This window comes from Mycobacterium sp. SMC-4 (assembly GCF_025263265.1).
Classification (GTDB): domain Bacteria; phylum Actinomycetota; class Actinomycetes; order Mycobacteriales; family Mycobacteriaceae; genus Mycobacterium.
The window spans coordinates 376,756-389,859 of sequence record NZ_CP079869.1; the positions used below are offsets into that span (position 1 = coordinate 376,756).

General features: G+C 69.5%; 7 protein-coding genes. 4 read left to right on the top strand and 3 right to left on the bottom strand.

Annotation, left to right across the window (positions count from 1 at the left end; genetic code table 11):
• Positions 1–6: 6 nt before the first annotated feature.
• The 3 genes from KXD98_RS01810 to KXD98_RS01820 all read right to left on the bottom strand — a co-directional run bounded on the left by KXD98_RS01810 (position 7) and on the right by KXD98_RS01820 (position 7,578).
• Positions 7–3,069, bottom strand: coding sequence for a 4Fe-4S dicluster domain-containing protein (locus KXD98_RS01810; RefSeq protein ID WP_260761598.1), 3,063 nt, complete (start codon positions 3,067–3,069; stop codon positions 7–9).
• A 137-nt stretch (positions 3,070–3,206) separates the two neighbouring features.
• Complete coding sequence (iniR, locus tag KXD98_RS01815; protein ID WP_260761599.1) at positions 3,207–5,732, bottom strand: isoniazid response ATPase/transcriptional regulator IniR; 2,526 nt, start codon at positions 5,730–5,732, stop codon at positions 3,207–3,209.
• A gap of 10 nt (positions 5,733–5,742) precedes the next feature.
• Entirely contained in the window at positions 5,743–7,578 is a 1,836-nt protein-coding gene (locus tag KXD98_RS01820) for an Hsp70 family protein (protein WP_260761600.1), read from the bottom strand.
• Positions 7,579–7,811: 233 nt separating this feature from the next.
• Between KXD98_RS01820 and KXD98_RS01825 the strand changes: the two genes are divergently transcribed.
• From KXD98_RS01825 to KXD98_RS01840, 4 genes are all read left to right on the top strand, one after another.
• On the top strand, positions 7,812–8,339 hold the full coding sequence (locus tag KXD98_RS01825; RefSeq protein ID WP_260765496.1) for an Rv0340 family IniB-related protein: 528 nt from the start codon (positions 7,812–7,814) through the stop codon (positions 8,337–8,339).
• Positions 8,340–8,594: 255 nt separating this feature from the next.
• Positions 8,595–9,632 carry an IniB N-terminal domain-containing protein gene (locus KXD98_RS01830; protein WP_260761601.1) on the top strand — a complete coding sequence of 346 codons (1,038 nt, stop codon included), beginning with the start codon at positions 8,595–8,597 and terminating at the stop codon, positions 9,630–9,632.
• 93 nt (positions 9,633–9,725) lie between these two features.
• Complete coding sequence (locus tag KXD98_RS01835; protein WP_260761602.1) at positions 9,726–11,549, top strand: dynamin-like GTPase family protein; 1,824 nt, start codon at positions 9,726–9,728, stop codon at positions 11,547–11,549.
• A 52-nt stretch (positions 11,550–11,601) separates the two neighbouring features.
• Entirely contained in the window at positions 11,602–13,104 is a 1,503-nt protein-coding gene (locus tag KXD98_RS01840) for a dynamin-like GTPase family protein (protein WP_260765497.1), read from the top strand.

Consider the following 13,104-nt stretch of genomic DNA (forward strand, 5'->3'; position numbering starts at 1 on the left):
GGTGGATTACCGCCGACCCGGCCGGCGCGCGCCCTTGGCGATGCCCAGACCCTTGACCGGCGGCTCGTCACCGACAACTCGGGTGTCATCGCCGGTGGAGCCGTTCGACGATGGCGCGGTCTCGGGCTCGGCCTTCGCTGTGGGCTCCGCGGCAGGTTCGGGGGCAGTCTCCGCTGCGGGCTCGGCCTTGGGGGCTGCCGCGGGTGCCTTCTTGGCCCCTGGTCGACGCGCGCCGGGTGCGATACCGAGGCCCTTGACCTCCGGCTCGGGCTTGGACGCCTCGAGTCCGCGGTCGGAGTCGGCGGTGTCGGTGGCTTCCGTGCCGGCTTCGGCCTTGTCCGGGTCCACGTTGGGCGGCTGAACGACGGTGCCGGCACCCTCATTCGGCGACGCGCTGGTGGCCGGCGCCTTCTTCGCACCCGGACGGCGTGCGCCTGCAGCGATGCCCAAGCCCTTGACCTCGGGCTCCGGCGCAGCCGGTGCCTCCACCGGTGCGGAGGCCTCGGCCTTCGGTGCTGCCGCGGTCTTCTTGGCACCTGGGCGCTTCGCACCGCCGGCGATGCCCAGACCCTTGGCAGGTGCCGCCGCTGCCGGCTTCGCCTGGCCGTCGGCCGCCTTCTTGGCCCCGGGTCGCTTGGCCCCACCGGCCAGGCCCAACCCGGTCACCGGCTTGGATTCGGTCGCGGTGTCGGCCTTGGCTTCGGCAGGCTCGGGCGTTGCCTCGTTCGGGGCTGGGGCCCCTTCGGCCACGACGTCGGCCTTCGCCGGAGCCTGCGCGGCCAGCTGGGCTGCCCGCTCCTCGGCTTCCTTTGCCGCCGTGCCCTTTTCCGGCAGCGTCACAGTGCTCTTGTCCAGCGAGCCCAGCAGCAGCTGAGCCACGTCGAGCACCTCGGCCTTCTCGACCTCACGCGCAGCCGAGACCTCGTCGACGCCGTCGGTGATCATCACCCGGCAGAACGGGCAGCCGGTGGCGATGGTGTCGGCGGTGTCCATCGCCTCTTCGGTGCGCTCGGTGTTGACGCGCTTACCGATGTGCTCTTCCATCCACATCCGCGCGCCGCCGGCGCCGCAGCACAGGCCACGGTCGGCGTGGCGGGGCATCTCGGTCAGCTTCGCGCCGGCTGCGCCGATCAACTCACGCGGGGCCGCGTACTCCTTGTTGTGCCGGCCCAGGTAACACGGATCGTGGTAGGTCACCTCCGGTCCGCCGGTCGACTTCACCGGGATGAGCTTCTTGTCCCGCACCAGTCGGTTCAGCAACTGGGTGTGGTGCAGCACCGTGTAGTTGCCGCCGATCTGCGGGTATTCGCGACCCAGCGTGTTGAAGCAGTGCGGGCAGGTGACCACGACCTTGCGGTCGACCCGCTCGGTGCCCTCGAAAAGCTCGTTGAGGGTCTCGACGTTCTGGGCGGCCAGCTGCTGGAACAGGAACTCGTTGCCCGAGCGTCGGGCCGAGTCGCCGTTGCAGGTCTCGCCTTCGCCGAGTACCAGGTACTTCACTCCGGCGGCGGCCAGCAGCTCGGCGACGGCCTTGGTGGTCTTCTTCGCGCGGTCCTCGTAGGCGCCGGCGCAGCCGACCCAGAACAGGTACTCGTAACCGTCGAACGACTCGACGTCCTTGCCGTAGACCGGCACGTCGAAGTCGACCTCGTCGATCCAGTTCGTGCGGTCCTTGGAGTTCTGCCCCCACGGGTTGCCCTTGGTCTCCAGGTTCTTGAACAGCACGCCGAGCTCACCGGGGAACTCCGACTCCATCATGACCTGGTAGCGACGCATATCCACGATGTGATCGATGTGCTCGATGTCCACCGGGCACTGCTCGACGCACGCCCCGCAGGTGGTGCACGACCACAGCACGTCGGGGTCGATGACGCCGCCCTGCTCCAGGGTGCCGACCAGCGGCCGGGTGGCCTGCAACGGTGAATCGGCCGGGATGCGCTCGAAGCCGGACTCCGGCACGTGCTCGTGGCTGTGCTCCTCGCTGCTCTTCTCGCCGCGGATCTCTTCACCCAGACCACCTTCGGGAGTGGTCTCCAGCGGCGACTCCTTTCCGTCGAGGAAGTACGGGGCCTTGGCGAACATGTGGTCGCGCAGGTTCATGATCACCAGCTTCGGCGACAATGGTTTGCCGGTGTTCCACGCCGGGCACTGCGACTGGCAGCGCCCGCACTCGGTGCAGGTGGTGAAGTCGAGGTAGCCCTTCCAGGTGAAGTCCTCGATCTTGCCGCGGCCCAGCACGGCGTCCTCGGCAGGATCCTCGAAGTCGACGACCTCGCCCTTCGACTCGACCGGCAGCAGCGGTCCCAGCCCATCGGGCATCCGCTTGAACGTGACGTTGATCGGGGCCAGACCGATGTGCAGGTGCTTGGAGTGCAGCACGATCAGCAGGAACACCAGCATGACCGCGATGTGGCCGAGCAGCGAGATCGTCTCGATCCAGGCGTTGGCCGTGTAACCGAACGGGCTCAGGACCCACCCCATGAACTGGGAGAAGAACGCGCCGTTGCCGTATGGCAGGGCGTCGGTGTTGACCGCGGCGCCGCGGGTCAGCGCGTAGGTCCAGATGACGTTGAAGATCATGAACAGGATCAGCCAGGCGCCGCCGGTGTGGCTGCCGTAGAAGCGGGAGTCACGGCCGTGTTTCTTGGGCTCGCGGACCACACGGATGATCGCGAAGGTGATGATGCCGAGCAGCACGGCGACGGCGAAGAAGTCCTGCAGGAAACCCAGCCCGTCCCAGCGGCCGATCAGCGGGATGTGGAAGTGGTGATCGAACAGCAAGCCGTAGGCCTCGAGGTACACGGTTGCCAAGATGAAGAAGCCCCACATGGTGAAGAAGTGGGCGATGCCGGGAATCGACCACTTCAGTAGCCGGGTCTGCCCGAAGACTTCCTCGAATTGCGTGGTGATCCGCTTGCGCAGGTTGTCCTTGCGGTTGTTGGCTTCGCTCATCGGCTGACCGGAACGGATGAGCTTGGTCAGCCACATCACGCGTTTCACGGCGAGCGCGGCGACGATGGCGGTCATCGACACCCCGACGATCAACCTGATGAGCATCTGCGTATCCACGCGGGCCTCCGGTCTCCTTGTTACTGGCCGGTAACTCAGCTGTGGTTACTGACCGGTAACTTTTGCTCTTGGCCTGCTCATAGTTGCATCCGGCAGGGAAGCGGCGCTACGAAGGCTGTCCTAACTCACTGGGTGGCTCAGCCGGCGGGGGCGAGCATGGCACGCAGCATCGACAACAGTTCCGAGCGTGATTCGGCCCCCAGTCGACGCCGGATACGCGCCACGTGGTGCTCGACGGTCTTGGCGGAGATGAACAACTGCGCGCCGATCTCGCGGTAGGGCAGGCCCTGCAGCAAGAGTTCGGCGACCTCGCGCTCACGATCGGACAGGACGGCGGCACCGCGGCTGGGTGTCGGCGCAGCAGCCGCCGACTCGGTGGCATCGGTACCGGCCACGGTGGTCACCGGCGCGTCGGTGCCGGCCACAGTGTGCTTGAGGTCGCGGGCCAGTTGCAGCATGGCCTGCGACACCCGCGGATCGGTGGTCTGCAGGGCGGCCTGGCCGGCCAGTCGGGTGGCGTCCCAGGTGTGACCGAACTGCGCCAAGCCGCGCGCCGCACCGGCCACCTCAGCCGCATCGACGTGATCGGCCAGTACCCGTAGCCACACGCGACCTGCTGTGGCCAGCGCCCTGGCGAACCCGGTGTGGGCCGACGCCGCCGTCAGCGCCTGCCCGTGTGGCGCCACCGCATCGGGCGCATTGGCCAGGATGCCCGCGTGCACGCCCGCCCAATGCAACGGCACCGTCCACAACACCGGGTCCCCGAGCCGCCCCAGCAGTGCGAACGCCTCATCGAGGACGTGCTGCAGCCGGTCGACCTGACGCAGGCGGGCCGCGGCGACCCACAGTTCGCCGAGGGGCAGCAAGGTGAACAGGTCGACGGAGTATTCCGCGAGCACCTCCATCGCCGAGTACCAGTGCTTCTGCATCGCACCGCTGTCGCCGCTGCGCCGCGCCACCCCGGTCTGCAACGCCGCCGCCCACAGTGCGTCCCGTCGGTGCGGGGAGGACACGACGGTGCCGGCGGCGCCCTGCAACTGACCGTCCTGCATCATGGCCCAGCCCAGCAGCAACCGATGCCGCGTGGTCGCGCCGTCGGTGGAAGCGACGTCGGTATCCGGGTCCTGCAGTGTGCGTCCGAGGACGCTGCGGGCCCGGACCGGGTCGCCGCCGTGCAGCGCCGTCAACGCCACCAGCGCGGCCGGGGTATCGGGAAACGCGCCGAACAGGTGATGGTCGGCGACCAGGGACCGACTAAGCCGGGCCACCGCGACCGGATACGGCGCCTCGAGCGTCATCACCAGTCCTTCGGTGATACTGCGGGCGGCCCGCGCCACCGACGTGGGCGGGCCCGAGACCGGCGCGTCGGCTGCGGTGCGGGCCGACGTGGCGTCGCCGGCGGCCAGGGCCGCGATGGTGGCAGCGGCGTTGACGACGGCGTCCGGCGCCGGACCGAGCCAGCGGAACAGGTCATCGGCCTGACCGGCACTGCCGTCCTGAACCGCCAGGCTGGCCGCGATCCGGACCGCGGCAGCGCGCTCACCCGGATCGGAGGCGCCCAACAGGCCGTCGGCGAGCCGGCCCGCGGTGCTGACATCGCCGGTCTGTGCCAGGGCATCGGCGAGGTCGATGTTCAGCGCGTCGGCACCGGCATCACCGGCGGCGCGGTACAGCCGGGCGGCGCGGGCCCGCCGGTCGTGGTGCCGCGCAGCGAACCCGGTCAGGGCGCCGGCCAGCCGCTCGTCGCGTAGACCGTGCTCGGCCAGCCGCAGCGCCAGCTCGGCGGTCAACGTCGACAGATCCAGCTGGGAGTGCAGCAGTGCCACCTCGACGTCGTGGTGGCGCGCCGCGCCGACGATCTGGGAGATCGCGTCGTGCACGGTTTCCAGGAATGGTGGGGGCTGACCGGGCTCGAGCAGCCCGCTCGCGCGCGCTCGGTCCACCGCCGCCAGCGCCACCACAGGTGTCAGCTGCAGCGCGGCGGCGACATCGTCGGGACCCAGGCCCAGGCTCAACGACGACACCAGCAGCGTGTCGAGCAGTCCGCCGTCGACCCGCCGCAGCCTGTCGATCAGCCCGAATCGTGCAGCCTGACGCATCGCGATGTCACCGTCGGCGACCACCGCGAGCGCGGGTCGCAACAGAAACGGCAACCCGCCGGTGGCCGAGGCCACCATCTGCACCTGGTCGGGAGTGGCGGGTGTACCGAGCGCCGCGGTTGCGGCGCGGCTCAGTTCTTCGGCGGGCAACGGCCCCAGCGCGACGGCGGGGTTCTCGCGCTCCAACGCGACGGTCAGCGCACGCAGCGCGCCATGATGGGCCAAGGGCTGGGTCGCGACGACCAGCGTCACCGCGGGGTCGGCGGCCAGGTGACCGAGCTGGGCGAGCTCGGTGTCGTCGAGTAGGTCAGCGTCATCGACGACGATGGCGACGTCCGGCGCGACGTCCGTCGACGCCGGTGCCCTCGTCGGCCGCGACAGCACCTGCCGGCCGGCCGTGCGCAGCGTCGATCGCAGCGCGGAGAGCACCGTTGACTTACCCGTCCCGAATCCGCCGGTGACCAGCATTTTGACCGCCGCGCGCGGGTCGGCTTGCACAGCGGCGACGGCCTCGCGCGACGCCGGGGGAACTGCCGTCGGCCAGTGCGGAGCCGGACTGGTCATGGCCGCGGGATCAGGCCCCGGCGTCGGGGACGATCGGGGTGATGACCGGGTCCGGCGGATCAACCGTCGGTGGCGGGGCGACGGTCGTGGTCGGTGGCGGAGGCGGTGGGGTGGTTGTCGGCGGCGGCGGCGTGGTGGTCGGTGGCGTCGTCGTGGTCCGCGTCGTTGTGGTGGTCGGTGTGGTTGTGGTCGTGGTTGCAGTTGTCGTGGTGGTCGTCGTGGTCGCCGGTGTCGTTGTGGTGGTCTCCGGCGGTGTGGTGGTCTCGGGTGGTGGAGGTTGGCTGACCGTTGTGGTGGCCACGCCGTCCGGTCCCACGGTGATAGTGGTGACCGGTGGCGGAAGCTCCTGCGGCGCGATGTCGGTCGGCGGCGGGGTCGCCGTCTCGGTGACCGGTGTGGTGTCACTGTCCGAGCCGGTCAGCGTGATGGCCAACCCTCCCATGGCCAGTAGCGCTGCCGCCGCGGCTGCGCCGAACAGCACGGTGGGCCGCTTGTACCAGGGCAGCGGAACCGGCTCGTCGGAGTAGCCGACAAGAGCCTCGTCGCCGGCGAAAGCAACGGGGGGCCGGGCCCCGGTCGCACCCGGATCGGCGTAGGCACCCGCGGAGGTGTAGTCGTCGCCGGTGTAGGGCAACACGTCCTCGCCCGCGTCGTCGTCCTGCGACCAGGCCAGAGCACGGAACGTCGCCGAAGCGGCACCGTCGTCGGCGGTCGCCCCGGCGGCCAGGCCGGCTGCGCCGGCGGCCCAGGCGGCCGGAGCCATCGCCGTCGGCGTGTCCGCCGCCGGTGCCATGCCGGTCGCAGCGTCGGCTTCGATGCTGCGATTGGCGACCAGGGCCGCGCCCGCGGCGATGTTCAGCGCCGGCTCCGGGGTCGTGACGACAGGTGCGCGCAGGCGTTCGGACAGCCGCTGGGTGACCAGTGGGATCGCCGCACCGCCGCCGACGGTGGCTACCGCCGAAAGGCGTTGCAACGCAATGTTGTTGCGCTGCAACATGTCGTCGATCGCGTTGAGTAGACCACCGAGTGGCTCTGCGATGAGCTGCTCGAGTTCGGGTCGGGTGACCCGGATGTCGGACCGGAAGCCCGGCAGGTCCGCGGCGATGACGGTGACGGTCTGTTCGGACAGCGTCTCCTTGGCGTCGCGGCACTGATCGCGCAGCGCCAGCAGCGGACCGACTGCGGCGGTGCCGGCGGTGTCAGCGGTGTCGGCGGCGTCGCTGACACCGCTGAGCACATGGTCGAGCAGTGCCCGATCGATCGCTTCACCGGAGAACTCGGGGTAGCGCACCGTCTGGCCGATGGTGTCGAGATTGGCTCCGGCGTCAGCCAGCGAGATGCTGGTGCCGCCACCGCCGAGGTCGACCAAGGCCACCACGCCCTGGTCGGGCAGTCCCGGGGCCGTTTGCAGCGCCGCGAGCGCTGCTGTGGAGTCGGGGATCAGTGCTGCCGGTATTCCGTCGGGGGACAGGTTGGGCCGGGTCCGCAGCGCGCCGCGCAGCGCCCCGACGGTGGCCGGACCCCAGTACGACGGCACCGCGATCGCCACCGGAGCGCCGCCGTCGACGGTGCGTGCCATCGCCGAGAGTGCTTCGGCCAGCAGCTGTTCGGCGCGGTGTGCCGATCCGTCGGTGGCCACCAGCGGGACCGGGTCGCCGACCCGGTCGACGAACCCGGTCAGGACCAGGCCGGCGCCGTCGCCGGGCGGAAGCTGGTCGGCCGCGCCGACTTCGGGCGCCCGGTCGGTATAGAGGTGCAGAATCGATCGCCGGGTCACCGGCGGACGGCCCACGCGGGCCGCTACCAGGTTGGTCGTTCCGATCGACAACCCCAATGGTTCGGTCATGGCGGCGCCTCTCCTGTCTGGGCCGTGGACCACGATAGCGGCTGGCCCGGGCCGGGCGCCGGATATGCCCCTAGCGTGGCGGAACCCCCTATAGGGCGGCCCCCTAATGGCGGCTGGGCAGCGCTGGGTTGCGCACCGATCCGTGACCGGCACGACGTGGATAGCATCGACGGCCAGGGACCCGGCTCTGCGAAACGGACCCGATATCCGGCCGACTCAGGGGGATGACGACCATGGCGAACTCACTGCTCGACTTCGTGATGGCCTTGGTTCGTGATCCCGAGGCCGCGGCACGCTACGCCGCCGACCCGGCGCGCGTGCTCGCCGACGCCCAGCTCGGTGACGTGACCAGTGCCGATGTCGACAGTTTGATTCCTGTCGTCGCGGAGTCCATGCCCGTGAACGTGTCCGACCTATCGGTTCCCGGCCTGGACCCCTTCGGCGCCGAACCGGTGAGCAACGTGTGGGCCAGCGGCGCCGCGACTGCCGCGTTCGATGCCTTCGACGACCACTTGCCCGCCGACGCCGGATTTGCGGCACCTGTGCTCGACCGGGTCGATATCGATACCTTCAGCAGCGTCGAGCTGCCGGTGTCCGTCGGTCTCGACGATGTCGACCCCGTCTTGCACACCCCAGAACCGCTGGTCGATGACGGTATGGGCGTCGAGCAGGTCAGCGCCGACGACTGGGCGGGACCGGTGGGTGCCGGCGAGGTGTCCGGCCCTGACGACCAGGCCCCGGCGTTCGACCTCTTCGACTGAACGTCGCCACCGCATACGCCGCAGAAGACCCGCGCAGAGCACATGCTCGGCGCGGGTTTTTGCGTTGTGAGCTGGTCTGATGAGTCGTGATCGGGGATCCCGCAGCCGTCCCCTAATCCCCTAACGAGTGACGGTCGGTACCCCTAGCTAGGGCTGTACGGGGATAGGCGGCGGCCCCGTTTCCGGAGCTCGTGGAACTTCATACCGTGGTCCTCAGATCGCCGGAAGATCCGGCGGAACGAGAAAGGAACTGCCATGCAGACTCTCATCGACTTCATCCTCGACCTGTTCCGCAGCCCGGCGGCCGCGGCATCCTTCGTCATGGACCCCGACGGCGCGCTGCGCGACGCCGGCCTGCCGAACGTGACCGCTGCGCAGCTGGCGTCGGTGGCCGCCACGGCCGCTCCCGCCGGCTACGCCCTCGGCGGTGGTGACCCGATCGTCGGCCTGCAGCGCGCGGTGGCCGATCATCACCAGCTCGCGTCGAACTTCGCCTCGCCGTTCTCGCCGCAGACGTCGTGGGCCCCGACCTTCGCCCCGGAAACCAACACCGACCTGCTCAGCGGAAACAACGTGCCGGTGGCCAGCCCGGTCCAGGACGCCGGTGCCAACGCCCAGAACGGCGCGTTCAACCTGGGCTTTGGTGACATCACCTTCGGCAACAAGACCAGCAACACCGCCACCGACGGCGGCGTGGTCGTCGGCGGCAACAACGGCGGTGACATCGTCAGCGGTGACGGCGCCGTGCTCGGTGACGGCAACACCATGAACAACGGCGACATCCTCGCCGGTGCCGGGTCCAACGTCGTCGTCGGTAAGGACAACCAGGTCGAGGACAACTCCAAGACCGCCGGCGGTGACCTGATCACCGACAACAAGGCGCCGGTGCTCAACGACGTCAACACCGGCGGTGGCAACGGTGGGCACGCCGACGGCGGCGGCAGCCTGATCGGTATCGGCGGCGGCAACGCGGCCGGCGGCTCCGGTGGCAACGGCGGCGGCATCGTCATCAACGACAGCAGTGTCAACACCGGCACTCAGATCGACGGCGACTACGGCAGCCGCAACGTCGAGGACAACTCGGTGCAGAGCTCGGTCAAGACCGACATGTCCACCTCGACGCAGACCTCGGTGGAGGACAATTCGTCGAGCCTGGAATCCAACATCGGCTCCGGCAACGTGACCCAGACCGATCTGTTCTCGGGCAACAGCACCGGAATCGACACGACGACGGCGTTCGACACCGACATCGCTTCGAACAACGCAACACTGGCGGGACTGGACGCGTTCTGAGTCGACACCGCAGCGCGCCGCTGGCGGGGATCTTCACGGTCCCCGCCAGTCGGCGCGCCTACCGTTGAAGCACCCCGACACCGGAGGCGACCGATGACAGAGGCCAAGGATCAGCGATCCGACAGCGCACTGATCGAGCTGATCGACCACACCAGCGCGATCGCCGAGGTGTGGGCGCGCGGCGATCTGGTGGCGCGTCTGCTGCGAGCCCGGCGTCGCATCAGCGATCCGCACGTCCGCGTGGTGATCGCCGGTCAGCTCAAACAAGGCAAGAGTCTGCTGCTCAATTCTTTGCTGAACATGCCGGTGGCCCGGGTCGGAGACGACGAGTCGACGGTGTTGCCCACCGTGGTGTCCTACGGCGAGCAGCCCGCGGCCCGCCTGGTCGTCGCCCGCGGCGACGGTCAGGAACCCGAACTCGTCGAGATCCCGGTCGCCGACCTGCGCCACGATCTGCGCCGCGCGCCCCAAGCCGGAGGCCGCGAAGTGCTGCGGGTCGAGGTGACCGCGCCCAGCCCGCTGCTCAAAGGCGGGCTGACCTTCGTCGACACCCCGGGCGTCGGCGGTCACGGTCAGCCCCACCTGTCGGCGACGCTGGGCCTGTTGCCCGACGCCGACGCGATGCTGATGGTCAGCGACACCAGCGGTGAGTTCACCGAACCCGAGATGACGTTCCTGCGGCAGGCCATCGAGATCTGCCCGGTCGCGGTGATCGTCGCGACCAAAACCGACCTCTACCCGCACTGGCGCCAGATCGTCGACGCCAACACCGCACATCTGCGGCGGGCCGGCGTCGACCTGCCGATCGTCGCGGCGTCGTCGACACTGCGCAGCCACGCGGTGCAGCTCAACGACAAAGAACTCAACGAGGAGTCGAACTTCCCGGCCATCGTGCGGTTCCTCTCCGAGGAGGTGCTGGGGCGGCAGCGCGACCGAGTGCGGCATTTCGTGGTCGGCGAGATCCGCGCGGCGGCAGAGCATCTGATGTTGGCCATCGATTCCGAGCACTCGGCACTGACCGATGCGCAGACCCGGGAACGACTGACCGCTGATCTGGAACGCCGCAAGCAGGAGGCCCAGGAAGCGCTGCAGCAGACCGCGCTGTGGCAGCAGGTGCTCAGCGACGGGATCGCCGATCTGACCGCCGATGTCGACCACGATCTTCGACAACGGTTCCGCGCCATCACCTTTCACACCGAACGGGTGATCGACACCGGCGATCCGACCCTGCACTGGGCCGAGATCGGCGCTGAACTTGAGGAAGCCATCGCCACTGCGGTCGGCGACAACTTCGTCTGGGCTTATCAGCGCGCCGAGGCCTTGGCCGCCGAAGTGGCCCGCACCTTCACCGAAGCCGGCCTGGATACGGTCCAGAGGCCGACGATCGACGCGCGCGAGATGGGGGCCGATCTGGGCGAGTTCCGGGCGGTGTCACACCTGGACGCCAAACCGCTCAAGGTCGGGCACAAGATCGTCACGGGGCTGCGCGGCTCCTACGGCGGGGTGTTGATGTTCGGCATGCTGACGTCGTTCGCGGGGCTGGGAATGTTCAACCCGATCTCACTGGGTGCCGGGTTCATCCTGGGCCGCAAGGCCTACCAGGAGGACATGGAGAACCGGATGCTGCGGGTGCGCAACGAAGCCAAGTCCAACGTCCGCCGATTCGTCGACGACGTCGCGTTCGCCGTCAGCAAGGAATCTCGCGACCGGCTCAAAGGAGTCCAGCGCCAGCTGCGTGATCACTACCGCGACATCGCCAACCAGCTGACCCGCTCGCTCAACGAGTCTTTGCAGGCCACGCTGGCCGCGGCCAAACTCGAGGAGGCCGAGCACAACACCCGCGTCCAGGAGCTCGAACGGCAGCGCAACATCCTGCGGCAGGTTCTCGACCATTCCGGGGCGGCGCCGGCCCGCTGACCGCTTCACTAAGCTCGTAAGGTCAATCACCGGCAAACGGGGGGTCCCCACTCTGAGCACCAGCGACCGAGTGCGCGCGATCCTCGGCGGTACCCTGGCCGCTTATCGAGCCGACCCTGGCTATGGTCAGCGGCCCGACGTGCACCATGCGCTCGAGCACATCGGCCGCCGCCTCAACCAGCCCGTTCGCATCGCTCTGGCCGGCACCCTGAAGGCGGGCAAGTCAACGCTGGTCAACGCGCTCGTCGGGGAGAACATCGCGCCCACCGACGCCACCGAGGCCACCCGCATCGTCACGTGGTTCCGGCACGGCCCGACCCCGCGGGTGACTGCCAATCACCGCGGTGGGCGGCGGTCCAATGTGCCGATCGCCCGAGACCCCCACGACGGTGGGCTGACCTTCGACCTCGCCCGGCTCGACCCCGCCGACGTCGTCGACCTCGACGTCGAGTGGCCGGCCGCCGAGTTGGCCGATGCCACGATCATCGACACCCCCGGCACGTCGTCGCTGTCACGCGACGTCTCGGCGCGCACGCTGGGTTTGCTGGTCCCCGACGACGGTGTGCCGCGGGTGGATGCGGTGGTGTTCCTGCTGCGGACGCTCAACGCCGCAGACATCGCGTTGCTCAAACAGATCGGTGAGCTGGTCGGCGGCTCTGCCGGGGCGCTGGGGGTGATCGGGGTGGCCTCGCGGGCCGACGAGATCGGTGCGGGGCGCATCGACGCGATGATGTCGGCACGCGACGTCGCCGCGCGGTTCACCGCCGAGATGGACCGCACCGGCATCTGCCAGGCTGTGGTCCCGGTGTCGGGGTTGCTCGCGTTCACTGCCCGCACGCTGCGGCAGAGCGAGTTCGTAGCACTGCAGAAGCTCGCCGCGGTCGACCACACCGACCTGGCCAAGGCGATGCTGTCGGTGGACCGGTTCGCCCGCGACGACAGTTCGTTGCCGGTGGACGCGGCCACCCGGGCGGCCCTGCTGGAACGGTTCGGGATGTTCGGGATCCGGATTTCGGTGGCATTGCTGCGGGCCGGTACGACGGACTCGGTCGCCTTGGCCGAGGAGCTGCTCGAGCGCAGCGGGCTGGTCGCGCTGCGCGATGTCATCGACCAGCAGTTCGCCCAGCGCTCGGACCTGCTCAAGGCCCATACCGCGCTGCTGTCGCTGCGGCAGTTGGTCGCGCTGCACCCGATCCCGGCGACGCCGCGCATCATCGCCGACATCGAACCGCTGCTGGCCGACACCCACGCCTTCGAGGAGCTGCGGCTGCTCAGCGCGCTGCGGTCGCGGCCGACCACGCTGAACTCCGAGGAGATGGCGTCGCTGCGCCGCCTGATCGGCGGCGCCGGCACCGACGCGGCCAGCCGGCTCGGATTGTCGCCACAAGGGTGGTCCGACGGCCCGCGGGCGGCGTTCGCCGCGGCCCAGCGCTGGCGGCGACGCGCCGACCATCCGCTCAACGACCCGTTCACCGCCAGGGCGTGCCGGGCGGCGGTGCGCAGTGCCGAAGCGTTGGTCGCCGACTACGCGCAGAGCGGACACGGGCCGGCCTAA

Bases quoted from the DNA above. Each gene is read 5' to 3' on its own strand.
- iniR (WP_260761599.1), bottom strand. From the start codon at position 5,732: ATGACCAGTCCGGCTCCGCACTGGCCGACGGCAGTTCCCCCGGCGTCG.
- KXD98_RS01825 (WP_260765496.1), top strand. From the start codon at position 7,812: ATGGCGAACTCACTGCTCGACTTCGTGATGGCCTTGGTTCGTGATCCC.
- KXD98_RS01835 (WP_260761602.1), top strand. From the start codon at position 9,726: ATGACAGAGGCCAAGGATCAGCGATCCGACAGCGCACTGATCGAGCTG.
- KXD98_RS01820 (WP_260761600.1), bottom strand. From the start codon at position 7,578: ATGACCGAACCATTGGGGTTGTCGATCGGAACGACCAACCTGGTAGCG.
- KXD98_RS01830 (WP_260761601.1), top strand. From the start codon at position 8,595: ATGCAGACTCTCATCGACTTCATCCTCGACCTGTTCCGCAGCCCGGCG.